The organism is Pseudomonas sp. BF-B-30 (assembly GCF_019956305.1).
GTDB classification, from domain to species: domain Bacteria; phylum Pseudomonadota; class Gammaproteobacteria; order Pseudomonadales; family Pseudomonadaceae; genus Aquipseudomonas; species Aquipseudomonas jessenii.
The window spans coordinates 1-24501 of sequence record NZ_JAHBDG010000012.1 but is presented as its reverse complement, the minus strand read 5'-3'; the positions used below and the strand labels follow the sequence as shown (position 1 = coordinate 24501).

Sequence of the window (24501 nt, the reverse complement as noted above, 5' to 3'; positions counted from 1 at the left end):
AGAACGAAATGCTGAGTCCTTATATGTCGCCCATCGAACGGGTGTGGTTCTACAGCTTGCGGATTCTCTGCGGCTTGATTCTGTTGTTCCTGATCCTGCCGGTGCTGGTGATCATTCCGCTGTCGTTCAACTCCGGCAGTTTCCTGGTGTACCCGCTGCAAGGCTTCTCATTGCAGTGGTATCACGATTTCTTCGCCTCGGCGGAATGGATGCGCGCCCTGAAGAACAGCATCATCGTCGCCCCGGCGGCTACGGTGCTGGCCATGGTCTTCGGTACGCTGGCGGCCATCGGCCTGACCCGTGGCGACTTTCCCGGCAAGGCGCTGGTGATGGCGCTGGTGATTTCACCGATGGTGGTGCCGGTGGTGATCATCGGTGTGGCCAGTTATCTGTTCTTTGCTCCGTTGGGATTGGGTAACAGCTTTTTCTCGCTGATCGTGGTGCATGCGGTGTTGGGTGTGCCGTTCGTGATCATTACCGTGTCGGCGACCTTGCAGGGGTTCAACCACAACCTGGTACGGGCCGCTGCGAGCCTGGGCGCTTCGCCGCTGACCACGTTCCGCCGGGTGACCTTGCCACTGATTGCGCCGGGCGTGATCTCCGGGGCGCTGTTTGCCTTTGCGACTTCGTTCGATGAAGTGGTGGTGACGCTGTTCCTCGCCGGCCCAGAGCAAGCGACCCTGCCACGGCAGATGTTCAGCGGCATCCGCGAAAACCTCAGCCCGACCATCGCCGCGGCCGCGACGCTGTTGATTGCCTTCTCGGTAATCCTGTTGCTGACCCTGGAATGGTTGCGTGGGCGTAGCGAGAAACTGCGTACTGCTCAGGTCTGAAGCCACACACCGATCCACTGCAACTTGTAGGAGCGAGCTTGCTCGCGATGGTCGCCAACGATAACGCGGGCCTTCTGAATGCCCGCGTCGCTCTCAGGTTCATCGCGAGCAAGCTCGCTCCTACAGTGTTATTGGATGTTCCCGGAAACCTTGGTCATTCATGACCTGAATACCAGCCAACTCCAAATCCCCAGCTACTATTGTGCCCAGCTCCCCTATCTATAAGAGGCTGCGCACATGAGTCTTTCCTCTTTCAAAATCGCTCACAAACTGATCACCGGCGCAGGTGCCATCGAGCAGCTGGCCGCTGAGCTGACACGCCTGGACATCGACAATCCGCTGATCGTCACCGACGTCGCCCTGGTCAAGTCCGGCACGGTAGAACTGGCACTGGCGCAGTTGGGTGGCCGCTCCTACGAAATCTTCGACCGTGTGCTGCCGGACCCGGAAATCGCCATCGTCGAAGATTGCATGCAGGTTTACCGCGACGGCGGGCATGATGGGCTGATCGGCCTGGGCGGCGGGAGTGCCATCGATATTGCCAAGAGCGTGGCAGCCTACGCCGGGTACCACGGTGCGCTGGAGGATCTGTTCGGTATCGATCAGGTCCCGCGCAAAGGCCCGCCGCTGATTGCCATCCCGACCACAGCCGGCACCGGCTCGGAAGTGACCAACGTCGCTATCCTTTCCGACAAGGTCGCGCAACTGAAGAAAGGCATTGTCAGCGACTACCTGTTGCCGGACGTGGCGCTTGTCAGCCCGCAAATGACCCTGACCTGTCCACGCAGCGTCACGGCAGCCAGCGGTGTCGATGCACTGGTGCACGCTATCGAGTCTTATCTGTCGGTCAACGCCTCGCCGATTACCGATTCCCTGGCTATCGGCGCCATCAAGCTGATCGCCAAGGCTTTGCCCAAGGCCTACGCCAATCCGTCGAACCTGCAAGCCCGGGAAGACATGGCCACTGCCAGCCTGATGGCCGGCATGGCGTTCGGCAACGCCGGCGTTGGCGCGGTGCATGCGCTGGCGTATCCGCTGGGCGGGCGCTTCAACATTGCCCATGGGGTCAGCAATGCCTTGCTACTGCCCTATGTCATGACCTGGAACAAGATGGCCTGCATCGAACGCATGCAGGATATCGCCGAGGCCATGGGCGTGAAGACCGCTCATTTGAGTCTCAACGAAGCGGCCGACAAAGCCGTGCAAGCCATGACCGAACTGTGTGCCACCGTGGAAATTCCCCAGGGCCTGCGCAGTTTCGGTGTGCCCGAGGACGCCATCCCGTCCATGGCAGTGGAAGCGGCGGGGATCGAGCGCTTGATGCGCAACAATCCACGCAAGTTGAGTGCCGTCGATATTGAAAAGATCTATCGCGCGGCGTACTAGAGCCATTGCCGTTGATGGATGATGGCAAGGTCCAATCATCGCGCTCACGGTGCGCGCGTCAAAGCATGAGGTATACAATGCGCGCCATCGTGATTCTGCTCAGTAAAGGTGCGTCATGCAGCCCTTCGTAATTGCTCCGTCGATTCTCTCCGCCGACTTCGCCCGCCTGGGTGAAGAAGTGGACAACGTCCTCGCCGCCGGCGCCGACTTCGTTCACTTCGATGTCATGGACAATCACTACGTGCCAAACCTGACCATCGGCCCGATGGTTTGCTCGGCACTGCGCAAGTACGGCGTGACCGCGCCGATCGACGCGCACCTGATGGTCAGCCCGGTGGACCGCATCGTGGGCGACTTCATCGAAGCGGGCGCGACCTACATCACCTTCCACCCGGAAGCCACCCAACACGTCGACCGTTCCCTGCAACTGATCCGCGAAGGCGGCTGCAAGTCGGGCCTGGTGTTCAACCCGGCAACCCCGCTGGACGTGCTCAAGTACGTGATGGACAAGGTCGACATGATCCTGCTGATGAGCGTCAACCCGGGCTTCGGCGGGCAGAAGTTCATCCCTGGCACCCTCGACAAATTGCGCGAAGCGCGGGCGCTGATCGATGCTTCGGGCCGTGACATTCGCCTGGAAATCGACGGCGGCGTGAACGTGAACAACATTCGCGAAATCGCTGCGGCTGGCGCTGACACCTTCGTCGCCGGCTCGGCCATCTTCAATGCGCCGAACTATCAGGAAGTCATCGACAAGATGCGTTCCGAACTGGCGCTGGCTCGCCCATGAGTGGTTTTGAGCAGCTGTTCCCGGGGCAACTGCCGCGGCTGGTGATGTTCGATCTGGACGGTACGTTGATCGACTCGGTCCCGGACCTGGCAGTGGCTGTGGACAAGATGCTGCTCAAACTCGGTCGCCAATCCGCCGGTCTGGAAGCGGTGCGCGAATGGGTCGGCAATGGCGCGCCGGTGCTGGTGCGTCGGGCGCTGGCTGGCGGTCTTGATCATGCTGCGGTCGATAACGACGAGGCCGAACGGGCGCTGGAGTATTTCATGCAGGCTTATGGCGAGAGCCATGAGTTGACCGTGGTTTACCCCGGCGTTCGCGACACCCTCAAATGGCTGCAGAAGCAGGGCGTCGAAATGGCGCTGATCACCAACAAGCCGGAGCGCTTCGTCGCGCCGCTGCTGGATCAGATGAAAATCGGCCGTTATTTCCGCTGGATCATCGGCGGTGACACCCTGCCACAGAAAAAACCCGATCCGGCCGCGCTGTTCTTCGTGATGAAAATGGCCAATATTCCGGCTTCGCAATCGTTGTTCGTCGGCGATTCGCGTAGCGACGTGCTGGCAGCGAAGGCGGCGGGAGTCAAGTGCGTAGCCCTGAGCTACGGCTATAACCACGGCAGACCGATCGCGGAAGAATCGCCGGCGCTGGTGATCGACGACCTGCGCAAACTAATTCCCGGTTGCCTGGATCCGGCCGCTGAGATAACGTTGGCCGACGCTGTCAAACCCCCTTCTGGAAACGCCATCGTGGTGGTCACTCGCAAACTCTGGATGAAAGTCATCAAGGCCCTGGCCCGCTGGCGTTGGCGCGCCTGACTTGATCCTGGCCGGTTTCCGGCGCGTTTGCATACCTGACTGTTCGATCCTCAAGCCACGAGGCACCTCATGATCCGCGAAGAATTCCTGCGTTTGGCCGCTGCCGGCTACAACCGCATCCCGCTTGCCTGCGAAACCCTGGCCGACTTCGACACACCGCTGTCGATCTACCTGAAGCTGGCCGACGAGCCCAATTCCTACTTGCTGGAGTCCGTACAGGGCGGCGAGAAGTGGGGCCGTTACTCGATCATCGGCCTGCCGTGCCGTACCGTGCTGCGGGTTCACGATCATCACGTCAGCGTGACCGTCGATGGCGTCGAGACCGAAAGCCACGATGTGGAAGACCCGCTGGCCTTCGTCGAAACCTTCAAGGCTCGCTACAACGTGCCGACCATTGCCGGCCTGCCGCGTTTCAACGGCGGCCTGGTGGGTTACTTCGGCTATGACTGCGTGCGTTATGTGGAAAAGCGCTTGGGCAAATGCCCGAACCCGGACCCGCTGGGCGTACCGGACATTCTGCTGATGGTGTCCGACGCCGTGGTGGTGTTCGACAACCTGGCCGGCAAGATGCACGCCATCGTCCTGGCCGACCCGTCCCAGGATGACGCCTTCGAGCAAGGTCAGGCACGCCTGGAAGAGTTGCTGGAAAGACTCCGTCAACCAATCACCCCACGCCGTGGCCTGGACTTCAGCAAGCAACAATCGGCTGACCCGGTGTTCCGCTCCAGTTTCACCCAGGACGATTACGAAAAAGCCGTCGACACCATCAAGGAATACATCCTGGCCGGTGACTGCATGCAGGTCGTGCCGTCCCAGCGCATGTCGATCGATTTCAAGGCGGCGCCGATCGATCTGTATCGCGCGCTACGCTGCTTCAACCCGACGCCCTACATGTACTTCTTCAACTTCGGCGACTTCCACGTCGTTGGCAGTTCGCCGGAAGTACTGGTGCGGGTCGAAGACAACCTGATCACCGTGCGCCCGATTGCCGGTACCCGTCCGCGGGGAGCCAATGAAGAGGCAGACCTGGCGCTGGAAGAAGACCTGCTGTCGGACGACAAGGAAATCGCCGAACACTTGATGCTGATCGACCTCGGTCGTAACGACACCGGTCGCGTATCGGAAATCGGCTCGGTGAAGCTCACCGAGAAAATGGTCATCGAGCGTTATTCCAACGTGATGCACATTGTGTCCAACGTCACCGGGCAACTGAAAGCCGGGCTGACGGCCATGGACGCACTGCGGGCGATTCTGCCGGCAGGCACCTTGTCCGGTGCGCCGAAGATTCGCGCGATGGAAATCATCGACGAACTGGAGCCGGTCAAGCGTGGCGTCTACGGCGGTGCGGTCGGTTACTTTGCCTGGAACGGCAACATGGACACCGCCATTGCGATCCGCACGGCGGTGATCAAGAACGGCGAGCTGCATGTACAGGCCGGTGGCGGCATCGTCGCCGACTCGGTGCCGGCGCTGGAATGGGAAGAAACCCTGAACAAGCGCCGCGCGATGTTCCGCGCCGTTGCCCTGGCCGAACAGACCCCGGAAAGCTGAACTGACTACAAATCCTGTGGGAGCGAGCTTGCTCGCGATAGCGGTGGGTCAGGCAACATCAATGTTGCCTGTGAAGCCCTCATCGCGAGCAAGCTCGCTCCCACAATGACTTCACCACCATAAAAAACGCGGCGCCTGTGAGGGCGCCGCGTTTTTTATTGCCTGCACATCAGAAGTCCAGCGCAACACCTACGTTGATGCCTTGTTGGGTGAAGTCGTCGTCCTTGCGAATGTTATAGCTGGCGCGCAGTGCCAGGTCCTTGGTGAGGTTGTGGCTCACCCCCAGGTTCACACGTTGCAAGTGACTTTGCGGGGTGTAGCCTTCCAGCGTGAACTGGTTGTTCGGCAGGCTGTTGAGGTTGATGTCCACGTCCTGGGTATCGTCGTTGTACTCACGCTCGATTGCCGCTTCGCCGAACACCTGGGTTTGCGGGGTAATCTGGTATTTGCCCTGCAGGCCAGCGCCCAGGCGCCGGGAAATACGCTCCTGATCGGCAAAGGTCAGCGCCGTGGAATTGTTGCCGTCCTCCGAGTAACCATCGACTTGTACCTTGGAGAAGTCGGCGCTGACAAACGGCGACAGGTGCCAGGGGCTGCTGGCTTGTTGCGCAATGTCGTAACCCACGCGTGCGCTGAAGGCTTCGACGTAGCCGCTGGTATCGCCTTTTTCGCCGCGTTCGTTGACGCCCAGCTGGAATTTACGCTTGAGGCTGTCGTAATCCAGATGCCCGGCCGTCAACGCCGCGTCAGCCCACACACGGTTTTGCTGGTACTGGGCGAATGCCGTGCCCAGGTAGGTGTTGAGCTTGTAGTCGGAGTCGTTGTTGCCGGCTTCGAGTTCCTGGTTATAGAAACCGGCGACCAGACCAACACGCCAGGCATCGTCGAGACGATAGCTGCCACCGATGTTCAGGTTGGCGCCGTTGCCGTCGGCGCTTGCCACGCTGTTCTGACCGTCAAAGTCCTGATGCTGTCCGCCGCCGGAAACAATGGCTCGCCATTGGCCGACACCTTGCCAGTTTTCCCAATCGGCCAGCCACTGGTTGCGCAATTCATCCTGATGCGCGCGCACGGTGCCCTGGGCCATTTCCGGCAACAGGGTCAGCTCCCACGGCGCCGCCAGCAGGGAGTACGCGTAATCGGCGATCAGGCGCTGCCCGGCTTCGGTGGGGTGCACCGAGTCGTTGTAGATCAGCTTGGTCGGGTCCGGCGTGGCGCTGTTGATGCCGTAGCGGGCGTTCTCGGTGCAACCGCTGCCGCTGAAGCAGGTGGTGATGAGGTTCTGGTCGGTGGCCAGGCCAAACTGTGCCGGGTTGGCGAACGTCTCTTTGAGCAATACCGGAATGTTCAGCGGGATGACTTCGGCATTGATGTTTTGCAGTCGGCTTACCAGTTCAGTGTTGAACTGGGCGCTGAGCTGGGACGTGAACGCTTGCAGCGGGGTGCCATTGAATGCGGGGGTAAAGCCGATATCGGGTAGCAACCAGACCATGACGTATCTGGCGCCGGCGGTTTGCAGCGTCTGCACGCTGTCGGCCAGGCGGTCGGCGGCGGCACTGGCCTGTGGCAGGCTGGTGACGCGTCCTTGCAGGAAGTCGTTACCGCCACCTGACAGGTAATACAGTGCGTTCGGGTCGGCACGGAAGTTATTGGATGGAAGATAGCCGGCCCGGGTGCGTTCGCCGGTGGCGGAGGTGCTGGTAATCGAATCAAGAATCTGGTCGGTACGGTAGCCGCCTACAGCCCAGTTGTTACCATCGGGCTGGCCGTTGCTGGCGCGTACCGCCGAAGATGATGAAGCGGTCTGGTCCGCCGAGAACCCCAGTTTTCCGCCCAGAATCTGTGTGGAGTTGAGCGAGCGGACTTCGCCGCTGCCATCCAGGTACACCGGCCCCGTCCGGTTGGTGAAGCGCTGCGTCGCCCCGGCAGGCCCGCCCGTGTCGGCAAAGGTCCCTGCATCGTTGAGGCTGTCCCCGAAGACAACGAAATTTGTATAAGGATTAGGTGCGGCGTTCGCCTGGGCGCATGCGATCGCGAGCAAGCATCCTGCGAGCGGTACAAACAACGTCTGTTTGATCATGAGCAAGTCCGTTTATTTATTGTTTTAGTGAACGAAACGACAGTACCAAAAACTTCCGGCCTTTTGCCATCTGTCGCGAAGCCTTTGATAGTTTCGCGGGCAGCACCCCCGGCGATATTGCGCGCTCTGCCCAGCTAAGTTACTGTGCCGGGACGTACGAACGAGACCTTCCCCGTGTTGATCATCAGTAAACTCCTGGATCAAGTCATCAAGGCACACGCCCGCTGGCGTTGGCGCGCCTGAATTCTTTTGCCGGCTTCGCCGGACCTGTACCGCTTTGCCTTCTTTACCTGTTTGAAATGCCGCTTTGCTGGCGCTACACCGGCACCTGACAAAGTGCAGCGCTCTGCGGGTAAATCATTCGAAGGCCATCTTTAAAGTCAGTGAATTCAAGAGGTTCTTAACGCCATGTTGCTGATGATCGATAACTACGACTCCTTTACCTACAACGTTGTGCAGTACCTGGGCGAGCTCGGCTCCCAGGTTAAAGTCGTGCGCAACGATGAACTGACCATCGCTGAAATCGAAGCCCTCAACCCTGAACGCATCGTTGTGTCCCCCGGTCCTTGCACCCCGACCGAAGCCGGCATCTCGATTGAAGCGATCAAGCATTTCGCCGGCAAGCTACCGATTCTTGGCGTCTGCCTCGGCCACCAATCCATCGGCCAGGCTTTTGGCGGTGATGTGGTGCGCGCCCGCCAAGTGATGCATGGTAAGACTAGCCCGGTATTTCACGAGGACAAGGGTGTATTCGAAGGCCTGAATCGTCCGCTGACGGTGACCCGCTATCATTCATTGATCGTCAAGCGCGAAACCCTGCCCGATTGCCTGGAGCTGACGGCCTGGACCCAGCTCGAAGACGGCTCGGTCGACGAGATCATGGGCCTGCGTCACAAGACTCTGAACATCGAAGGCGTGCAGTTCCACCCTGAGTCGATCCTCACCGAACAGGGCCACGAACTGTTCGCCAACTTCCTCAAACAAACCGGCGGCACGCGCTAAGGACTTTTCATGAACATCAAGACAGCCCTGAGCCGTATCGTCGATCACCTCGACCTCAGCACCGATGAAATGCGCGATGTCATGCGCGAGATCATGACCGGGCAATGCTCGGATGCGCAGATTGGCGCGTTCATGATGGCCATGCGCATGAAGAGCGAAAGCATCGACGAAATCGTTGGTGCCGTGTCGGTGATGCGCGAACTGGCGGACAAGGTCGAACTCAAGACACTCGACGGTGTGGTCGATGTGGTCGGCACCGGCGGTGACGGTGCGAACATCTTCAACGTGTCCACGGCTTCTTCCTTTGTCGTCGCGGCGGCCGGTTGCACCGTGGCCAAGCACGGCAACCGTGCGGTATCGGGCAAGAGCGGCAGTGCCGATCTGCTGGAAGCCGCCGGTATTTATCTGAACCTGACCCCGGTGCAAGTGGCGCGCTGCATCGACAACGTTGGCATCGGTTTCATGTTTGCCCAGACCCACCACAAGGCCATGAAGTACGCCGCCGGTCCGCGCCGCGATCTTGGCCTGCGTACGCTGTTCAACATGCTCGGCCCGCTTACGAATCCGGCCGGTGTGAAACATCAGGTAGTGGGCGTGTTCACTCCGGCGCTGTGCCGGCCATTGGCCGAGGTCTTGCAACGTCTGGGCAGCAAACATGTGCTGGTAGTGCATTCGAAAGATGGTCTGGACGAGTTCAGTCTCGCCGCGCCGACTTTTGTTGCCGAGCTGAAAAACAACGAGATCACCGAATATTGGGTCGAGCCGGAAGATCTGGGCATGAAGAGTCAGAGCCTGCACGGTCTGTCGGTTGATGGCCCGGAAGCTTCGCTGGCGCTGATCCGCGACGCATTGGGCAAACGCAAAACCGAGAACGGCCAGAAAGCCGCCGAAATGATTGTGCTCAATGCCGGTGCCGCACTGTACGCGGCCGACCTTGCCAGCAGCCTGAAAGAAGGCGTTGCCTTGGCGCACGATGCGCTGCACACCGGCCTCGCTCGAGAAAAGCTTGAGGAACTGGGTGCATTTACCGCGGTATTCAAAGTGGAGAATGAGGGATGAGTGTACCGACGGTTCTGGAAAAGATTCTGGCGCGCAAGGTTGAGGAAGTCGCCGAGCGTAGCGCTCGCGTCAGCCTCGCCGAGCTGGAAAATCTGGCCAAGGCGGCCGATGCACCCCGAGGTTTTGCCAAGGCGTTGCTGGCCCAGGCCAAGTTGAAGCAACCGGCAGTCATTGCAGAAATCAAGAAAGCCTCGCCGAGCAAAGGCGTGATCCGCGAGAACTTCGTCCCCGCCGACATCGCCAGAAGCTACGAGAAGGGCGGTGCGACCTGCCTGTCGGTGCTCACCGATATCGATTATTTCCAGGGCGCTGATGCCTACCTGCAGCAGGCCCGTGCGGCATGCAACCTGCCGGTGATCCGCAAGGACTTCATGATCGATCCGTACCAGATCGTCGAAGCTCGTGCACTGGGCGCCGATTGCGTGTTGTTGATTGTCTCCGCACTGGATGACGTGAAAATGGCCGAGCTGGCGGCCGTGGCCAAAAGCGTCAATCTCGATGTGCTGGTTGAAGTGCACGATGGCGATGAGCTGGAGCGCGCGTTGAAAACCCTCGACACGCCGTTGGTCGGGGTCAACAACCGTAACCTGCACACCTTCGACGTCAGTCTGGAAACCACTCTCGACCTGTTGCCGCGTATCCCGCGTGAGCGTCTGGTGATCACCGAGAGCGGCATCCTCAACCGCGCCGATGTCGAGCTGATGGAAATCAGCGACGTCTACGCGTTCCTGGTCGGTGAAGCCTTCATGCGTGCCGAAAGCCCGGGTACCGAATTGCAGCGCTTGTTCTTCCCTGAACGCGGTGTGCCTGTCAGCGGTTCGACCCTCGACTGATTATCCGCAGATCGAGTTGACCTCTTCGCGAGCAAGCCCGCTCCCACACAGGAATTTGCTAATACCAGAAATCCACAGTGGGAGCGGGCTTGCTCGCGAAGGCGGCATAAGATGCACTACAGACTTCATGTCCTACGGAATAGCTTATGACCTCACCTATCCCCCTGACCATCGAAGCTGGCCTGCAAGCCGAGCAGGATCTGTTGGCCTCGGTTTGCGCCGGCGACGCGGAGTTCGGCGTGCTGTTCTGGCAGCCGAGCGATCGGGCGCTGGTCATGCCGCGCCGTTTGAACCGCCTGCCCGATTTCGAGGCTGCATGTGAAGTGTCGGCGGCGGCAGGTTGGCCGGTGTTGTTGCGTGAAACCGGTGGCGAGCCGGTGCCGCAATCTGCCTCGACCATCAACATCGCACTGGTTTACGCGCCGCCGCGCAGCGAAGGGGATCTGAATCGCATCGAAACCGGTTACCACCGTTTGTGCGATCCGATTTGTCAGTTGCTGGATGAGTTGGGTGGTACTTCGTCCCTGGGTGAAATCGAAGGCGCTTTCTGTGACGGTCGCTTCAACGTCAACCTCGATGGACGCAAAATGGTCGGAACCGCCCAGCGCTGGCGCCAGAGTCAGGGTGGGCAGCGTCCGGTAGGACTGGTGCACGGAGCGATGCTGATCGATAACGAGCGAGCGTCGATGGTCGCCGCGGTCAATCGTTTCAACGAGGCCTGCGGTCTGGAGCAACGGGTACGCGCCGAAAGCCACATCGCGCTGCATGAGAAGTTCGCGGCACCCCATGCACTGGCACGTCTGGACGAACTCTACCGGTTGATGCTGGCGCAGATGTTCAGCGGCTAGGTTTTCGAGCTTATCGCGTACCGAAGACCACCATGGTCTTGCCTTTGACGTCCACCAGGTTGCGTTCTTCCAGATCCTTGAGCACGCGACCGACCATCTCCCGCGAACAACCGACAATCCGCCCGATTTCCTGACGGGTCACCTTGATTTGCATGCCATCGGGGTGCGTCATGGCGTCTGGCTGTTTGCACAGCTCCAGCAGACAGCGGGCGACTCGACCGGTTACATCAAAGAATGCCAGGTCACCGACCTTGCGCGTAGTGTTGCGCAGGCGCTGTGCGATTTGTCCGCTGAGGACGTAAAGAATATCCGGATCCTGCAGGGACAACTCGCGGAATTTCGCGTAGCTGATTTCTGCGACTTCGCATTCAACCTTGGCCCGCACCCAGGCGCTGCGCTCCTGCTCCAGGCCGGCCTGCTCAAACAGACCCAACTCGCCGAAAAAGTCCCCGGGGTTCAGGTAGGAAATGATCATTTCCCGGCCGTCGTCATCTTCGATCAGGATGGTGACTGAGCCTTTGATGATGAAAAACAGCGTTTCCGAGCGGTCGCCGGCACAAATGATGTTGCTCTTGGGCTGATAACGGCGGCGCTGGCAATGCATCAACAGCTTGTCGACGTTCTTGATCTTGGGGTTGGGGGCAATAGCAACCATGGTTGTATCCCGAAAAGACTGCACGGAGTGTTTGGATTTTTGTAGGAGCTGGCGAAGTCTGCGATCTTTTTAGTCGCTTCATAGCTGGCCATGCGCCAGCGAATTGGCGTCAGCTTAACAGACACTTCCTGCAATATTCGAGCATTTACCTACAAGGCGGTGGGATATGTCCTAGGACGCCGGGCGCTGTCAATCACGGGGCCTGTGCTAAGCTGGCGACCCTTTTTTATACAGTGGAGTCTTGGCGATGAAGGCACGCATCCAATGGGCTGGCGAAGCCATGTTCCTCGGCGAATCCGGTAGCGGTCATGTCGTGGTCATGGACGGTCCGCCCGATGCCGGCGGACGTAACCTGGGTGTCCGGCCGATGGAAATGTTGCTGCTGGGTGTCGGCGGTTGCAGCAATTTCGATGTGGTCAGCATCCTCAAGAAGTCCCGCCAGGCGGTCGAAAGCTGTGAGGCCTTCCTCGAAGCCGAGCGCGCGACCGAAGATCCAAAGGTGTTCACCAAGATCCACATGCATTTCGTGGTCAAGGGCCGCGGGCTGAAAGAAGCCCAGGTCAAACGTGCCATCGAGCTGTCTGCCGAGAAGTATTGCTCGGCCTCGATCATGCTCGGCGCGGCCGGTGTCGAGATTACCCACGACTACGAAATCATCGAGCTCGGTTGAATCGACATTCAACTATCATAAAAGCAGTGCAGACTCTGGCGATCCCAAGCTGACGTCTGCATAATGCGCCACTTTTTTCAGGGTAGTGGCCCGTCAGCCGACAGGCCTCGCACCCGAACAGACAACCAAAATCGCCATCGCGAAGAGGTGTTAACCGTCCTACGCAGGTGCGTTGTTCGCATCTGACGGGCATGCTTGATCACGCGGCCGGGCCGCAAACACATAGAGAGTTTTTAACGGTGAAAAGCAAACTCAAGCTCCACGGGTTCAATAACCTGACAAAGACCTTGAGCTTCAACATCTATGACATCTGCTACGCGGAAACTCCGCAAGACCAGCAGGCTTACGTCGAGTACATCAATAAAGAGTACAACGCGAAACGCCTGACGCAGATCCTCACGGAAGTTGTCGATATCATTGGTGCCAACATCCTGAACATTGCCAGTCAGGACTATGAGCCACAGGGCGCCAGCGTCACGATTCTGATTTCTGAAGAACCGGTGACCCCGACCGATAGCCAGATCGAAGAGTCCCCGGGCCCGTTGCCCGAAATCATCCTGGCCCACCTCGACAAGAGCCACATCACGGTGCACACGTACCCGGAAATCCATCCGGACGACGGCATTGCAACCTTCCGTGTGGACATCGACGTGTCGACTTGCGGGGTCATTTCACCGCTTAAAGCGCTCAACTTCCTGATTCACCAGTTCGATTCGGACATCGTGACCGTGGATTACCGTGTGCGCGGCTTCACCCGTGACGTTGAAGGCAAAAAACACTTCATCGACCACGAGATCAATTCGATCCAGAACTACCTCTCCGATGACACTTACGACGCGTACCAGATGACCGACGTAAACGTGTATCAGGAAAACCTGTTCCACACCAAGATGCTGCTGAAGAACTTCGAACTGGATAACTACCTGTTCGGCGACGCCACCAGCAACCTGTCCTCTGAGCAGCGCGCCCAGGTGACCGAGCGGGTGAAACACGAAATGCTCGAAATCTTCTACGCGCGCAATATGGCGTAAGATTTTCGGACACAAAAAAGGCGACTCCCTCACGGTAGTCGCCTTTTTTATGTCTTGCCCTTGTAGGAGCAAGCTTGCTCGCGATGGACGTTAACGATAACGCGTGTTTTCTGGATAAACGCGTTGCCCTCAGGTTTATCGCGAGCGAGCTCGCTCCTACAAAAAATCTGAAATCAGATCCGATAAGTACTCTTGGTCATCACCTTGGCCATCAGGCTCATCCCGAACTTCACCGGTGCCGGAAAGCGGAACCCGCCAGCATCCAGCGCACTTTCGGCATGTTGTTCTTCATCGATACGCATCTGTTCAAGAATCGCCCGGGATTTTTCATCCTCGGCCGGCAATTGCTCCAGATGTTCGTTCAGGTGTTTGCACACCTGGTCTTCCGTTGCCGCAACGAACCCCAGGCTGACTTTGTCGCTGATCAGGCCGGCCACTGCGCCAATCCCGAACGACATGCCATAAAACAGCGGATTGAGGATGCTGGTGTGGCTACCCAGTTGATGGATGCGTTGTTCGCACCAGACCAGGTGATCGATTTCTTCTTCGGCGGCATGCTCCATCGCAGCACGCACTTGCGGCAGCTTGGCGGTCAGCGCCTGTCCCTGGTACAGCGCCTGGGCGCAGACTTCGCCGGTGTGGTTGATGCGCATCAGGCCGGCAACGTGGCGCGTGTCTTCGTCGCTCATTTTCGCATCCGGCTGCACGATGGCGGGCGACGGACGGTACGGCTGGCCGCTGAAGGGCAGCAGTGTGCGCATCGCGGCATCGGCTTGCAGCAGAAGGCGGTCAATTGGCGAGTAGTGACGTTGGGTTGTCATGCTGACCTCCGGGGGAATTTCGGCGGCCAGTTTAACCCAATCGGCCGGGGAAGGTTTGCGCTGGGTCATTGTGATGCAGAGACTGTGACAGTGTCGTGATGCCTTTTGTGGGAGCGGGCTTGCTCGCGAAGAGGGTCTGACATTCAGCATCCATGCTGGCTGATACTCCGTCTTCGCGATCAAGTCGGATCGCCGCACCGCCGCTCCCACAGGGGGAGGCAGTAATCAGCCCGGTGGCCAGTGCATCTGGCGCTGACCCAGTACGTGCATATGTATGTGATAGACAGTTTGCCCACCCAGTTCATTGCAGTTCATGACGACGCGGAAGCCGTCTTCGCAACCCAGTTCCTTTGCAAGGCGCTGGGCGGTGAACAGGATGTGCCCCGCCAATGTCTTGTCGTCCTCGGTCAGGTCGTTCAGGGTGCGAACGGGTTTCTTCGGGACCACCAGGAAATGTACCGGTGCCTGTGGGGCAATGTCGTGGAAGGCCAGTACCTGGTCGTCCTCGTAAATGATCTTCGCCGGGATTTCCCGGTTGATGATCTTGGTGAACAGAGTATCCACAGCTGTTTTCTCCGTTGTTTGGGCTGGCCTGAGTGTACTCATGGCGTATGCCTGCGCCCAGCCTTTTACCTTGGGTTGGATCAGCGCGGGCAGTAGGCCTTGTTGACCATGCCGGCGATTGTGCGAGTCAGCCACCGCGAGCCAAGCCGCGGCAGGAAGGCGAACCAGCGGTTGCGCCGCCCGGGAATGATGATCGCCTTGTTCTTTTCCAGTGCGCGCACGGTGTAGAGCGCCACTTCCTCGGGGCTCATCAGCAGTTTGCTGTTGGTCAGCTTTTCGCTGTCGAGTTGCGCGGTACGGAAAAACGCCGTGCGGGTCGGCCCGGGGCAGAGCACCGAAACCTTGATCGCACATTTTTTCAGCTCGACGCGCAATCCTTCGGAAAAGTGCAGCACATACGCCTTGCTGGCGTAATAGGTGCTCATCCACGGCCCCGGCTGAAACGCCGCCACAGAGGCCACATTCAGAATCTGCCCGCCGCCTTGCAGGGCCATGCTGTTGCCGATGGCATGGCACAGGCGGGTGAGGGCGAGGATGTTCACTTCGATCAGGTCTTGCTCGGTCATCCAGTCCTGGGCCAGAAACGGGCCGCATGTGCCGATACCGGCGCAGTTCACCAGCAGATCGATTTGCCGGTCGCCTTCTTCCAGCTCCAGCAGGAATCCGGACAGACGCAGCGGTTCGCCCAGGTCGCAGGCACGGAACAGCACTTCCACGCCGAACCGTTGGGTCAGTTCAATCGCAATACTTTCCAGCTGATCACGTTGTCGGGCCACCAGAATCAGGCTGCGGCCGCGCCGGGCCAGCGCTTCGGCCATTGCCAAGCCGATGCCGCTGGAGGCGCCAGTGATCAGAGCGTAACGGGTCATGCAGTTCTCCATCGCAACAGCTCCGCGCCGCGACGCAGGTGTCAGGGGCCAGGAGCGCTGTTCATTCTTTCGCAGAGTCTACAGGGGGCTGGGCCCCTTCGGCTGCATCGTCGGAGGAATTTGGCACCGGTTCGACCTCGACTTCGATTTCATCGGTGGTGACCGAACTGCTGTCGTAGCTGCTCTGGGCGGCGCTTTTGTATTCTTCCCGTATCGCCGTGAGACCACCGGCCAGCGAGCCGAACAGAACCAGCGCGATAACGATCAGCCACAGCGAAGACAGTACCTTGACTGCGGTACTGTTCGGCGGAGGGGGCGGGCCGTAGCGGTTGGCGGTGTCGTTGCCCGGCACAACCATGATCACGAACGGAAAGAAACTGCCAACGAACGGCACCAGGTTCAGCAGCCACAGCCAGCCGGACCAGCCGACATCGTGCAAACGTTGAACGGTGATCTGGATGCTGACGAATACAAATCCGATGAACAGGATAAAGGCCAGCAAGCTGCCCAATATCAGGCCGGCGGTCGAATCCGCGCCAATGATAGCCAGGGCGACCAAGGCAAACACCCCGCAAACGGCCAGGAGCACAGTTGACAGCACCAGCGTCCAGGCGAGGTAGCGCAAGCGGCCGATACGGCCATCGAAACTGAAGGGTTTGAGCGTGGCGAATTCCGCTACGGCTTCGCCGACGGGCGCGCGCGGCGGCGCGTAAGGGGACTGCGGATCTGCAAAAGGCGCCTGGCTGCTGGCCGGAGCATGGTCATGAACGTCGGCGAGGTTCAGCTCGATCGGCGTTTCGGCTTCGATGCGGGCGTCGATACCGGTTTTGCTCAGCGCCTGGAGATAGGTCTGGGCATCGGCGTGCGACAGGTTGCGTTTGAGCGCTACCGGACGCCCGGTGAACAGGCGCTCAATGGCCGTGACATCGCTTTTGAACAAATCGGCGAGATTGAGCTTTGCCGTGGTGATGTCGACACCGGGCAGCAAGGCGCCCTCGAATACGATTTTGAAATGATTTTCGCCCATGTGCGAAGCATCCTTGTCGCGAGAGGTTGAAAGAACAATGTTGTGCCCGGGCGAGTGTAAGTCCAGCCGGGCAAGACTGGCCAAGGTTTGCTGTCAGCGCGGCCAGCGTTTTGGCAACTGGGCGGCATGCTCCAGGGCCTGGCGGTACTCCGCGTCGAGACGCGCAATCAACTGCTCGACACTCGGCAAGTCTTCGATTTCTCCTACGCCCTGGCCTGCAGACCAAACGGTCTTCCAGGCTTTGGCCTCATCGCTCACGGGTTTGAGCTTGGAACCGAAGTTGATCTCGCCCTTGCCTTGCAAGGCGGCCATGTCGAAACCGGCGGCCTCCAGGCTCTGGCGCATGAAGCTCGCGGGGACACCCGACACGGCTGGAGTATGGATGATGTCTGCCGCTTTGGATGTCAGCAGCATTTCTTTGTAGGCGTCGGGCGCGTGACTTTCGGTCGTGCCGATAAATCGTGTACCAAAGTAGGCCAGATCCGCGCCGAGCAATTGAGCTGCAAGAATTTCGTGGCCGTGGTTCAAACAGCCGGCCAGTAACAGGGTCTTGTCGAAAAACTGGCGGATTTCGGCAATCAGTGAGAACGGGCTCCAGGTCCCCGCGTGTCCACCGGCGCCGGCAGCCACGGCGATCAAGCCATCCACGTCTGCTTCGGCCGCTTTCTCGGCATGACGACGAGTGGTCACATCATGGAACACCAGGCCGCCGTAGCTGTGCACCGCGTCGACCAGTTCTTTCACGGCGCCCAGGCTGGTGATCACGATCGGCACTTTGTGCTCGACGCAGATCTGCAGATCCGCCTGTAAACGAGGATTGCTGTTGTGGACGATCAGGTTCACGGCATAAGGCGCGGGATTCTCCATTGTCGCCAGCCCGGCTTCGATTTCTTCCAGCCAGGCCTTGAAACCGCTGCTTTCGCGCTGGTTCAGCGCCGGGAAGCTGCCGACCACGCCCTGGCGACAACAGGCGAGTACCAATTGCGGATTGGAAATCAGGAACATCGGCGCCGCCACCACGGGCAGACGCAAACGTTCTTCGAGCAGAGCGGGCAGCGACATTGGAAGTACCCCGGTAAGTTGTGCCTGGTGGATTTAGAACGGCCGAACGACGACCAGAATTACGATAGCCAGCAATATCAGAACCGGCACTTCATTGAACCAGCGATAAAAGACATGGCTGCGGGTGTTCTCGCCACGGGCAAAACGTTTTACCTGGGCGCCGCACATGTGGTGGTAGCCGATCAGCAACACGACCAGGGTCAGTTTGGCGTGTATCCAGCCACCCTGGCTGAAGATGCCTGGATTGAGGTAGATGAGCCAGCCGCCGAAGATCAGCGTGGCGATCATCGCCGGGCCCATGATGCCCCGGTACAGTTTGCGCTCCATGACGCTGAAGCGTTCCTTGCTGATCGTGTCCTCACTTTGTGCGTGATAAACGAACAGTCGTGGCAGGTAAAACAGGCCGGCAAACCAGCATACGACGCTGACGATATGAAACGCTTTGAGCCACAGATAGAGCATTTTTGGTTATTCCCCAATTCACGGTAGTGGGAATAGTAGGGGGTTGAGCGTCCGCACGTCACCTTGACGGTTGTCGCAGGGGCGCGCGGCCCCTATTATCGACGGCTTTCCAGTGGGTTCGTTGAGGGCAGGTTTATGGTCAAGGTCGGTATCGTCGGCGGCACGGGTTACACCGGTGTCGAACTGCTGCGTCTGTTGGCGCAACATCCGCAAGCTGAGGTGGTTGTCATCACTTCCCGATCCGAGGCTGGCCTGGCCGTGGCCGACATGTATCCGAACCTGCGAGGCCATTACGACGGCCTGGCGTTCAGCGTTCCGGACATCAAGACCCTGGGTGCCTGCGATGTGGTGTTCTTCGCCACACCGCACGGTGTTGCCCATGCCTTGGCGGGCGAGTTGCTGGCGGCCGGGACCAAGGTCATCGACCTGTCGGCGGACTTCCGTCTGCAAGATGCGGATGAATGGGCCAAGTGGTACGGCCAGCCGCACGGTGCACCGGAGTTGCTGGACGAGGCGGTCTACGGCTTGCCGGAAGTCAATCGCGAACAGATCAAGAAAGCGCGCCTGATTGCCGTGCCGGGCTGCTATCCAACTGCAACGCAATTGGGTTTCCTGCCATTGCTCGAAGCCGGCCTGGCCGATGCCGCGCATCTGATTGCTGACTGCAAGTCCGGCGTCAGCGGTGCCGGTCGTGGCGCTTCCGTAGGTTCGTTGTACTCCGAGACGTCGGAAAGCATGAAGGCTTATGCGGTCAAAGGTCACCGTCACCTGCCGGAGATTCGCCAGGGGCTGCGTCGCGCAGCAGGCAAGGACGTCGGCCTGACCTTCGTTCCGCACCTGACGCCGATGATTCGTGGCATTCACTCCACACTCTACGCAACCGTTGTTGATCGCTCGGTGGACCTGCAGGCGCTGTTTGAAAAGCGCTACGCCAACGAACCGTTCGTCGATGTGATGCCGGCCGGCAGCCATCCGGAGACGCGTAGCGTACGGGGTGCCAACGTCTGCCGCATTGCCGTGCATCGCCCTCAGGACGGTGATCTGGTGGTGGTGCTGTCGGTGATCGACAACCTGGTCAAAGGTGCTTCGGGTCAGGCCGTGCAGAACATGAACATTCTGTTCGGGCTGGATGAGCGTCTGGGTCTGTCCCACGCCGGCATGCTGCCGTAAGCGTTATCGCGTACAGCAAAAGGCCCGTCTGACGGGCCTTTTTGCATTCCGGGCCGGCGACTGGATTGGTTGATATACCATAACAATAGTTGACCGCTTTTCTAGGAGAAGCGGATAATGCGCGTCATCACGCAATATGACGGCGTAACGCCGGGAGATAGTCAGCATGAGCGTCGAATCCTTCACCCCCACGGCTTTGCAATTCACCCACGGTGCCGCGCACAAGGTGAAGAGCCTGGTCGATGAAGAGGGGAATGATCGCTTGAAGCTGCGCGTATTCGTTACGGGCGGCGGTTGTTCAGGTTTTCAGTATGGCTTCACCTTCGATGAAGAAGTGGCCGATGATGACACCATCGTCGAGCGCGAAGGTGTGAGTCTGGTTGTCGATCCGATGAGCTTCCAGTATCTGGCAGGTGCCGAGGTGGACTACCAGGAAGGTCTGGAAGGGTCGCGTTTCGTCATCAAGAACCCGAATGCGACCACCACTTGTGGCTGCGGTTCTTCATTCTCGATCTGATCAGCGCACCTGTTTCACAGAACGCCGCACGGCCTCAGGGCCTTGCGGCGTTTTGCTGTCTGGTATTTATGCGGGGTAGATGGCGCCGAGGACCCGTAATCCACGGGCGCCGGTAACGCTTGGGCGATTGGCGGCGATGCCTTCGAGGCAGCAGTGAGCGAGCCAGGCAAACGCCATGGCTTCGACCCAGTCAGGATCGACGCCATATGCTGATGTGCTGCTGACTTTCGCCTTCGGCAGCAGACTGGCCAGGCGATTCATCAGTGCGGCGTTATGCGCGCCACCGCCGCAGACCAGCACTTCTTGAGTCTCTTTCTGGGCGCCTTGCAGCGATTCGATGATGGTCAGTGCGGTCAGCTCAAGCAGCGTTGCCTGTACGTCTTCGGCAGCGAAGGTCGGCAGCTGCGCCAGGTGCTGCATCAACCATGGCAGGTTGAAGACTTCCCGGCCGGTGCTCTTCGGGCCTTGGGTGACGAAGAAGGGGTCGCTGAGCAGTGCCTTCAACAGATCGGGTTCAACCTTGCCGCTGGCGGCCCATTGGCCGTCACGGTCATAGGTGTCGCCGCGCTGCTGATGAATCCAGGCATCCAGCAGCACATTCCCTGGGCCGCAGTCGAAACCGGCCACCGGTTTGCCGGGCTCGATCAGGCTGAGGTTGCTGAAACCGCCGATGTTCAGTACGGCACGGTTGCCGGCCCGCTCTTCGAACAAGGCTTCATGAAAGGCTGGAACCAGCGGAGCGCCTTGACCGCCGGCGGCTACGTCGCGGCTGCGGAAGTCGCTGACCACGGTGATACCCGTCAGCTCGGTCAGCAGCGCCGGGTTGCCGATTTGCACCGTGAAACCGCGCGCTGGTTCATGGCGAATGGTCTGGCCATGGCTGCCAATCGCGCGGATGTCGTCAGGGATGAGGTGCTGTTGAGCGAGGAGGGTATTGATGCCCTGTGCCGCGAGCTTTACCCAGTTTTGCTGGGCGATGGCGGAACGGGCAATCTCGTCCGGACCGCTGGCGCACAAGCCAAGCAGCTCTGTACGCAGGGAATCGGGCATGGGGATGTAGTGCGTGGCGATCAGCCTGATCGCCGGGGTCTGCTCGATCAGCGCGATGTCCAGGCCATCAAGGCTGGTCCCGGACATCACACCTATATAAAGCGCCATGACTTAACGCTTGGCCGAAGCCAGCTGAGTGGCTTTTTCCTGGTCCATGCGCGCCATCAGCGGTTGGCTCTGTGCCAGGAAGCGTGCGCGCTCGGCTTTGGAGATTGGATCGGCCATCGCGACTTTCTGGCCCAGCGGGTCGACGTGCACGCCATTCACCTGGAACTCGTAATGCAGGTGCGGACCGGTGGAGAGACCGGTGGTGCCGATATAGCCAATCACCTGGCCCTGTTTCACCGTGCCGCCAGTCTTCACGCCTTTGGCGAAGCCTTGCATGTGGCCGTAGAGCGTTGTGTAGGTGTTGCCGTGCTGGAGGATCACGGTATTGCCGTAGCCACCACGGCGGCCGGCCAGCAACACCTTGCCATCACCGGCAGCCTTGATCGGCGTGCCGCGCGGTGCAGCGTAGTCGACGCCTTTGTGGGCGCGGATCTTGTTCAGGATCGGGTGTTTGCGGCCCATGGAAAATTTCGAGCTGATGCGGGCGAAGTCCACCGGTGTGCGGATGAACGCCTTGCGCATGCTGTTGCCGTCAGCAGTGTAGTAACTGCTGTTGCCTTGTTTGTTGGTGTAGCGCACGGCGGTGTAGGTCTTGCCGCGGTTGGTGAAGCGCGCCGACAGGATCGGGCCAGTGCCGACGGCCTTGCCGTTGACCACTTTTTGCTCGTAGATCACATCGAACTCGTCGCCCTGGCGAATATCCTGGGCGAAGTCCACGTCGTAGCCAAACACACTGGCCATGTCCATGGTGAGGCTGTGAGACAGGCCGGCCCGGGCTGCGGACTGCGACAGCGAGCTGTTGATCACGCCATGAACGTACGCCGAGCGCACGGTTGGTTTTGCGGTAATGCGGTTGAAGGTATAGCCCTTGTCGTTCTTGGTCAGGCTGATGCTTTCGAGGTCGTTGAGCTTGCTGTGCAGGTTGGTCAACTGGCCGTCAGGACTCAGTTCGAATTCGAGTTTTTGCCCGTGCTTGAGCTGGCTGAACTGCTTGGCCTGCTTGTCGCTGGCCAGCACGTCGTGCACTGAGGTGGCTGGTAGGCCGACTTTCTCGAACAGCGTAGAGAGGGTGTCACCCTTGGTGACGATCACTTCCCTGTGGCTTGCCGTCTTCTTTTCTTCGACGACCGGCACCGGTGCAGGTTCGGCTTGAGCGGTTTCCTGGGTGTCCTCGGCGCTGTTTTCGATCTGCGCGAAGGGGGAGGTTGCTGGTTCATTTGTGGCTTGAACGGCGTCAGCAGCGTCTTGTTCTTGTGTCAGTTGTTCAGCGGGGCTTTCCAGTTCAAGACTCAGGGTTGTCTTTTTGGCTTCGACATCGCTGGAAGGGAATACCAGGAGCGCCAGACTGAGAAGGGCGGCGATGCCACTTGCAGCAAGCAAGTGGGTCTTCGGGTAAAGCGGCGGCGCTTTAGACGATTCTGTGGTCATAAGTGGTTTTGACTTTGAAAAAGATGAATTGGAAAAGATGAATGACATGATGAAGATGAAATAACTGTATAAAATATAACCAAATCATCTCTGAAGCAAGTCCGCAGGCACTCTGTCTGCGGATTGGCGTCCGTGCGCCGGGCAAACCTTGTATTTGACGCGCGATCTTGTATGGTTGGTTCCCTTTGAATCTGAGCCTTGCGGGTCTGTTATGAAGTCGGTTGAAGAGCAGCTAGCGCTGATCAAACGTGGTGCGGAAGAACTGTTGGTCGAGTCCGAGCTGATTGAAAAGCTCAAGCGTGGCCAGCCGCTACGTATTAAGGCGGGCTTCGATCCAACGGCTCCGGATCTGCACTTGGGTCACACCGTGCTTATTAATAAGCTGCGCCAGTTCCAGGAGCTGGGGCATCAGGTGATCTTCCTGATTGGTGACTTCACCGGGATGATCGGCGACCCGAGTGGCAAGAGTGCCACGCGTCCACCGCTCACTCGCGAGCAAGTCCTCGAGAATGCCGAGACCTACAAGACTCAGGTCTTCAAGATTCTGGATCCGGCAAAAACCGAAGTGGCATTCAACTCCACCTGGATGGATCAGATGGGGCCGGCCGACTTCATTCGCCTGACTTCGCAATACACCGTGGCTCGTATGCTTGAGCGCGATGACTTCGACAAGCGCTACACAACCAATCAGCCAATCGCCATTCATGAGTTCCTTTATCCGCTGGTTCAGGGTTATGACTCTGTGGCTCTGCGCGCAGACGTGGAGCTCGGCGGCACCGATCAGAAGTTCAACTTGCTGATGGGGCGTGAGCTGCAGCGTGGTTATGGTCAGGAAGCCCAGTGCATTTTGACCATGCCGCTGCTTGAGGGTCTGGATGGTGTGAAGAAGATGTCCAAGTCCTTGGGTAACTACGTCGGCATCCAGGAGGCGCCGGGTGTGATGTACGGCAAGCTGGTTTCCATTCCGGATGCGCTGATGTGGCGTTACTTCGAGTTGCTCAGCTTCCGCTCCATGGATGAGATCAATGCGTTCCGCGCTGATGTCGAGGCGGGTGCCAATCCGCGCGATATCAAGATCAAGTTGGCTGAGGAGATCGTTGCGCGCTTCCATGGTGAGGAGGCTGCGGCCAATGCTCATCGTGCCGCCGGTAACCGTATGAAGGATGGCGAGCTGCCGGATGATCTGCCGGAAATCGAATTGACTGCTGCCGAAGACATGCCGATCGCTGCTGTCCTTAATAAAGCGGGGTTGGTTAAGAACTCGGCGGTGGCGCGAGATCTCCTGGGTTCCGGTGGTGTGCGTATAGATGGTGAGGTTGTCGATCGCACCTTTATATACGCATTGGGCGCGACCCATGTTTGCCAGGCCGGGAAGAAGGCATTTGCGCGTATTACGCTCAAATCCGAATAAAGCTGAAATAAGGGGTTGACGGCGAATTCTAGAAGCCTATAATTCGCCCCACTTCCGGCGCAGTCGAAACGGAAAACTCCTTGGTAAACAAAGAGTTACGCAGTTTTCGGCAGCAGGTTGCTTCAGCTCATCGAAGCACAAAGGGAGTTGAAAAAGAGGTGTTGACAGCAGCGTGTAACGCTGTAGAATTCGCCTCCCGCTGATGAGAGATCTGAAGCGCAAGTGGTTGAAGTTGAAAAGGAAACTTGGAAAACTTCTGAAAAATACCACTTGACAGCAAATGAGGCTGCTGTAGAATGCGCGCCTCGGTTGAGACGAAAGATCTTAACCAACCGCTCTTTAACAACTGAATCAAGCAATTCGTGTGGGTGCTTGTGGAGTCAGACTGCTAGTCAACAGATTATCAGCATCACAAGTTACTCCGCGAGAAATCAAAGATGTAACCAACGATTGCTGAGC

24 protein-coding genes are annotated in these 24501 nt (G+C 58.9%); 14 read left to right on the top strand and 10 right to left on the bottom strand.

Features of this window, described 5'->3' with window-relative positions:
- The first annotated feature begins 8 nt into the window (after positions 1 to 8).
- The 5 genes from KGB29_RS08690 (at position 9) to trpE (ending at position 5375) form a co-directional block, all read left to right on the top strand.
- Positions 9 to 833, top strand: a complete 825-nt coding sequence (locus KGB29_RS08690; RefSeq protein WP_007980200.1) for an ABC transporter permease — start codon at positions 9 to 11, stop codon at positions 831 to 833.
- Between the two features lie 237 nt (positions 834 to 1070).
- On the top strand, positions 1071 to 2219 hold the full coding sequence (locus KGB29_RS08685; protein ID WP_150813986.1) for an iron-containing alcohol dehydrogenase: 1149 nt from the start codon (positions 1071 to 1073) through the stop codon (positions 2217 to 2219).
- Between the two features lie 115 nt (positions 2220 to 2334).
- Positions 2335 to 3009 (top strand): ribulose-phosphate 3-epimerase, encoded by a 675-nt coding sequence (rpe, locus tag KGB29_RS08680; RefSeq protein ID WP_007980198.1) that lies wholly within the window; start codon positions 2335 to 2337, stop codon positions 3007 to 3009.
- A complete protein-coding gene (locus KGB29_RS08675) occupies positions 3006 to 3824 on the top strand; it encodes a phosphoglycolate phosphatase (RefSeq protein ID WP_057713082.1) in 819 nt (272 codons plus the stop codon). The genes rpe and KGB29_RS08675 overlap by 4 nt, the downstream gene beginning before the upstream one ends.
- A 69-nt stretch (positions 3825 to 3893) precedes the next feature.
- Positions 3894 to 5375: an anthranilate synthase component I gene (trpE, locus tag KGB29_RS08670; protein ID WP_090451734.1), complete on the top strand. Its 1482-nt coding sequence runs from the start codon at positions 3894 to 3896 to the stop codon at positions 5373 to 5375.
- A 169-nt stretch (positions 5376 to 5544) separates the two neighbouring features.
- Here the strand turns inward: trpE and estP are convergent, their stop codons facing one another.
- Complete coding sequence (estP, locus tag KGB29_RS08665; protein WP_150813985.1) at positions 5545 to 7455, bottom strand: esterase EstP; 1911 nt, start codon at positions 7453 to 7455, stop codon at positions 5545 to 5547.
- Positions 7456 to 7863: 408 nt separating this feature from the next.
- Here estP and KGB29_RS08660 point away from each other — a divergent pair, with 408 nt between their 5' ends.
- From KGB29_RS08660 to KGB29_RS08645, 4 genes are all read left to right on the top strand, one after another.
- Positions 7864 to 8457 carry an aminodeoxychorismate/anthranilate synthase component II gene (locus KGB29_RS08660; protein ID WP_007906885.1) on the top strand — a complete coding sequence of 198 codons (594 nt, stop codon included), beginning with the start codon at positions 7864 to 7866 and terminating at the stop codon, positions 8455 to 8457.
- Positions 8458 to 8466: 9 nt separating this feature from the next.
- On the top strand, positions 8467 to 9516 hold the full coding sequence (gene trpD / locus KGB29_RS08655) for an anthranilate phosphoribosyltransferase (RefSeq protein ID WP_150813984.1): 1050 nt from the start codon (positions 8467 to 8469) through the stop codon (positions 9514 to 9516).
- On the top strand, positions 9513 to 10349 hold the full coding sequence (trpC, locus tag KGB29_RS08650) for an indole-3-glycerol phosphate synthase TrpC (RefSeq protein WP_150813983.1): 837 nt from the start codon (positions 9513 to 9515) through the stop codon (positions 10347 to 10349). The genes trpD and trpC overlap by 4 nt, the downstream gene beginning before the upstream one ends.
- Before the next feature lie 146 nt (positions 10350 to 10495).
- A complete protein-coding gene (locus tag KGB29_RS08645) occupies positions 10496 to 11197 on the top strand; it encodes a biotin/lipoate A/B protein ligase family protein (RefSeq protein ID WP_150813982.1) in 702 nt (233 codons plus the stop codon).
- 10 nt (positions 11198 to 11207) lie between these two features.
- Here the strand turns inward: KGB29_RS08645 and crp are convergent, their stop codons facing one another.
- Positions 11208 to 11852: a cAMP-activated global transcriptional regulator CRP gene (gene crp / locus KGB29_RS08640; protein WP_150813981.1), complete on the bottom strand. Its 645-nt coding sequence runs from the start codon at positions 11850 to 11852 to the stop codon at positions 11208 to 11210.
- A gap of 247 nt (positions 11853 to 12099) precedes the next feature.
- Here crp and KGB29_RS08635 point away from each other — a divergent pair, with 247 nt between their 5' ends.
- Entirely contained in the window at positions 12100 to 12522 is a 423-nt protein-coding gene (locus KGB29_RS08635) for an OsmC family protein (protein ID WP_008061600.1), read from the top strand.
- 239 nt (positions 12523 to 12761) lie between these two features.
- Positions 12762 to 13553 carry an adenosylmethionine decarboxylase gene (gene speD / locus KGB29_RS08630; RefSeq protein ID WP_057713089.1) on the top strand — a complete coding sequence of 264 codons (792 nt, stop codon included), beginning with the start codon at positions 12762 to 12764 and terminating at the stop codon, positions 13551 to 13553.
- Between the two features lie 173 nt (positions 13554 to 13726).
- Here the strand turns inward: speD and coq7 are convergent, their stop codons facing one another.
- The 6 genes from coq7 to hemJ all read right to left on the bottom strand — a co-directional run bounded on the left by coq7 (position 13727) and on the right by hemJ (position 18358).
- Positions 13727 to 14374, bottom strand: coding sequence for a 2-polyprenyl-3-methyl-6-methoxy-1,4-benzoquinone monooxygenase (gene coq7, locus KGB29_RS08625; protein WP_008051652.1), 648 nt, complete (start codon positions 14372 to 14374; stop codon positions 13727 to 13729).
- 225 nt (positions 14375 to 14599) lie between these two features.
- A complete protein-coding gene (locus KGB29_RS08620; protein ID WP_057713090.1) occupies positions 14600 to 14938 on the bottom strand; it encodes a histidine triad nucleotide-binding protein in 339 nt (112 codons plus the stop codon).
- An 80-nt stretch (positions 14939 to 15018) separates the two neighbouring features.
- The gene (locus tag KGB29_RS08615) at positions 15019 to 15807 is read right to left on the bottom strand and encodes an SDR family NAD(P)-dependent oxidoreductase (protein WP_032829767.1); all 789 of its coding nucleotides are present in this window, start codon (positions 15805 to 15807) and stop codon (positions 15019 to 15021) included.
- Between the two features lie 61 nt (positions 15808 to 15868).
- Complete coding sequence (locus KGB29_RS08610; RefSeq protein ID WP_150814014.1) at positions 15869 to 16834, bottom strand: DUF805 domain-containing protein; 966 nt, start codon at positions 16832 to 16834, stop codon at positions 15869 to 15871.
- Positions 16835 to 16927: 93 nt separating this feature from the next.
- The gene (locus tag KGB29_RS08605; RefSeq protein ID WP_150813980.1) at positions 16928 to 17896 is read right to left on the bottom strand and encodes an NAD(P)H-dependent flavin oxidoreductase; all 969 of its coding nucleotides are present in this window, start codon (positions 17894 to 17896) and stop codon (positions 16928 to 16930) included.
- 33 nt (positions 17897 to 17929) lie between these two features.
- The gene (gene hemJ / locus KGB29_RS08600) at positions 17930 to 18358 is read right to left on the bottom strand and encodes a protoporphyrinogen oxidase HemJ (protein WP_046039521.1); all 429 of its coding nucleotides are present in this window, start codon (positions 18356 to 18358) and stop codon (positions 17930 to 17932) included.
- A gap of 135 nt (positions 18359 to 18493) precedes the next feature.
- On the opposite strand from hemJ, the gene argC reads away from it, so the two are divergent.
- Together argC and erpA are read left to right on the top strand one after the other, a co-directional pair.
- Positions 18494 to 19528, top strand: a complete 1035-nt coding sequence (argC, locus tag KGB29_RS08595) for an N-acetyl-gamma-glutamyl-phosphate reductase (protein WP_007980174.1) — start codon at positions 18494 to 18496, stop codon at positions 19526 to 19528.
- Positions 19529 to 19694: 166 nt separating this feature from the next.
- Complete coding sequence (gene erpA / locus KGB29_RS08590; protein ID WP_007906865.1) at positions 19695 to 20045, top strand: iron-sulfur cluster insertion protein ErpA; 351 nt, start codon at positions 19695 to 19697, stop codon at positions 20043 to 20045.
- Positions 20046 to 20111: 66 nt separating this feature from the next.
- Here the strand turns inward: erpA and KGB29_RS08585 are convergent, their stop codons facing one another.
- A complete protein-coding gene (locus KGB29_RS08585) occupies positions 20112 to 21203 on the bottom strand; it encodes an anhydro-N-acetylmuramic acid kinase (protein ID WP_057713093.1) in 1092 nt (363 codons plus the stop codon).
- Between the two features lie 3 nt (positions 21204 to 21206).
- Positions 21207 to 22631 (bottom strand): peptidoglycan DD-metalloendopeptidase family protein, encoded by a 1425-nt coding sequence (locus KGB29_RS08580; protein ID WP_150813979.1) that lies wholly within the window; start codon positions 22629 to 22631, stop codon positions 21207 to 21209.
- Between the two features lie 211 nt (positions 22632 to 22842).
- Between KGB29_RS08580 and tyrS the strand changes: the two genes are divergently transcribed.
- On the top strand, positions 22843 to 24042 hold the full coding sequence (tyrS, locus tag KGB29_RS08575; RefSeq protein WP_008051666.1) for a tyrosine--tRNA ligase: 1200 nt from the start codon (positions 22843 to 22845) through the stop codon (positions 24040 to 24042).
- Positions 24043 to 24501 lie beyond the last annotated feature (459 nt).

What these genes read in the sequence shown, in the direction of transcription:
- KGB29_RS08690 (WP_007980200.1), top strand. Translation starts at nt 9, where the DNA reads ATGCTGAGTCCTTATATGTCGCCCATCGAACGGGTGTGGTTCTACAGC.
- KGB29_RS08685 (WP_150813986.1), top strand. Translation starts at nt 1,071, where the DNA reads ATGAGTCTTTCCTCTTTCAAAATCGCTCACAAACTGATCACCGGCGCA.
- rpe (WP_007980198.1), top strand. Translation starts at nt 2,335, where the DNA reads ATGCAGCCCTTCGTAATTGCTCCGTCGATTCTCTCCGCCGACTTCGCC.
- KGB29_RS08675 (WP_057713082.1), top strand. Translation starts at nt 3,006, where the DNA reads ATGAGTGGTTTTGAGCAGCTGTTCCCGGGGCAACTGCCGCGGCTGGTG.
- trpE (WP_090451734.1), top strand. Translation starts at nt 3,894, where the DNA reads ATGATCCGCGAAGAATTCCTGCGTTTGGCCGCTGCCGGCTACAACCGC.
- estP (WP_150813985.1), bottom strand. Translation starts at nt 7,455, where the DNA reads ATGATCAAACAGACGTTGTTTGTACCGCTCGCAGGATGCTTGCTCGCG.
- KGB29_RS08660 (WP_007906885.1), top strand. Translation starts at nt 7,864, where the DNA reads ATGTTGCTGATGATCGATAACTACGACTCCTTTACCTACAACGTTGTG.
- trpD (WP_150813984.1), top strand. Translation starts at nt 8,467, where the DNA reads ATGAACATCAAGACAGCCCTGAGCCGTATCGTCGATCACCTCGACCTC.
- trpC (WP_150813983.1), top strand. Translation starts at nt 9,513, where the DNA reads ATGAGTGTACCGACGGTTCTGGAAAAGATTCTGGCGCGCAAGGTTGAG.
- KGB29_RS08645 (WP_150813982.1), top strand. Translation starts at nt 10,496, where the DNA reads ATGACCTCACCTATCCCCCTGACCATCGAAGCTGGCCTGCAAGCCGAG.
- crp (WP_150813981.1), bottom strand. Translation starts at nt 11,852, where the DNA reads ATGGTTGCTATTGCCCCCAACCCCAAGATCAAGAACGTCGACAAGCTG.
- KGB29_RS08635 (WP_008061600.1), top strand. Translation starts at nt 12,100, where the DNA reads ATGAAGGCACGCATCCAATGGGCTGGCGAAGCCATGTTCCTCGGCGAA.
- coq7 (WP_008051652.1), bottom strand. Translation starts at nt 14,374, where the DNA reads ATGACAACCCAACGTCACTACTCGCCAATTGACCGCCTTCTGCTGCAA.
- KGB29_RS08615 (WP_032829767.1), bottom strand. Translation starts at nt 15,807, where the DNA reads ATGACCCGTTACGCTCTGATCACTGGCGCCTCCAGCGGCATCGGCTTG.
- KGB29_RS08610 (WP_150814014.1), bottom strand. Translation starts at nt 16,834, where the DNA reads ATGGGCGAAAATCATTTCAAAATCGTATTCGAGGGCGCCTTGCTGCCC.
- KGB29_RS08605 (WP_150813980.1), bottom strand. Translation starts at nt 17,896, where the DNA reads ATGTCGCTGCCCGCTCTGCTCGAAGAACGTTTGCGTCTGCCCGTGGTG.
- hemJ (WP_046039521.1), bottom strand. Translation starts at nt 18,358, where the DNA reads ATGCTCTATCTGTGGCTCAAAGCGTTTCATATCGTCAGCGTCGTATGC.
- argC (WP_007980174.1), top strand. Translation starts at nt 18,494, where the DNA reads ATGGTCAAGGTCGGTATCGTCGGCGGCACGGGTTACACCGGTGTCGAA.
- erpA (WP_007906865.1), top strand. Translation starts at nt 19,695, where the DNA reads ATGAGCGTCGAATCCTTCACCCCCACGGCTTTGCAATTCACCCACGGT.
- KGB29_RS08585 (WP_057713093.1), bottom strand. Translation starts at nt 21,203, where the DNA reads ATGGCGCTTTATATAGGTGTGATGTCCGGGACCAGCCTTGATGGCCTG.
- KGB29_RS08580 (WP_150813979.1), bottom strand. Translation starts at nt 22,631, where the DNA reads ATGACCACAGAATCGTCTAAAGCGCCGCCGCTTTACCCGAAGACCCAC.
- tyrS (WP_008051666.1), top strand. Translation starts at nt 22,843, where the DNA reads ATGAAGTCGGTTGAAGAGCAGCTAGCGCTGATCAAACGTGGTGCGGAA.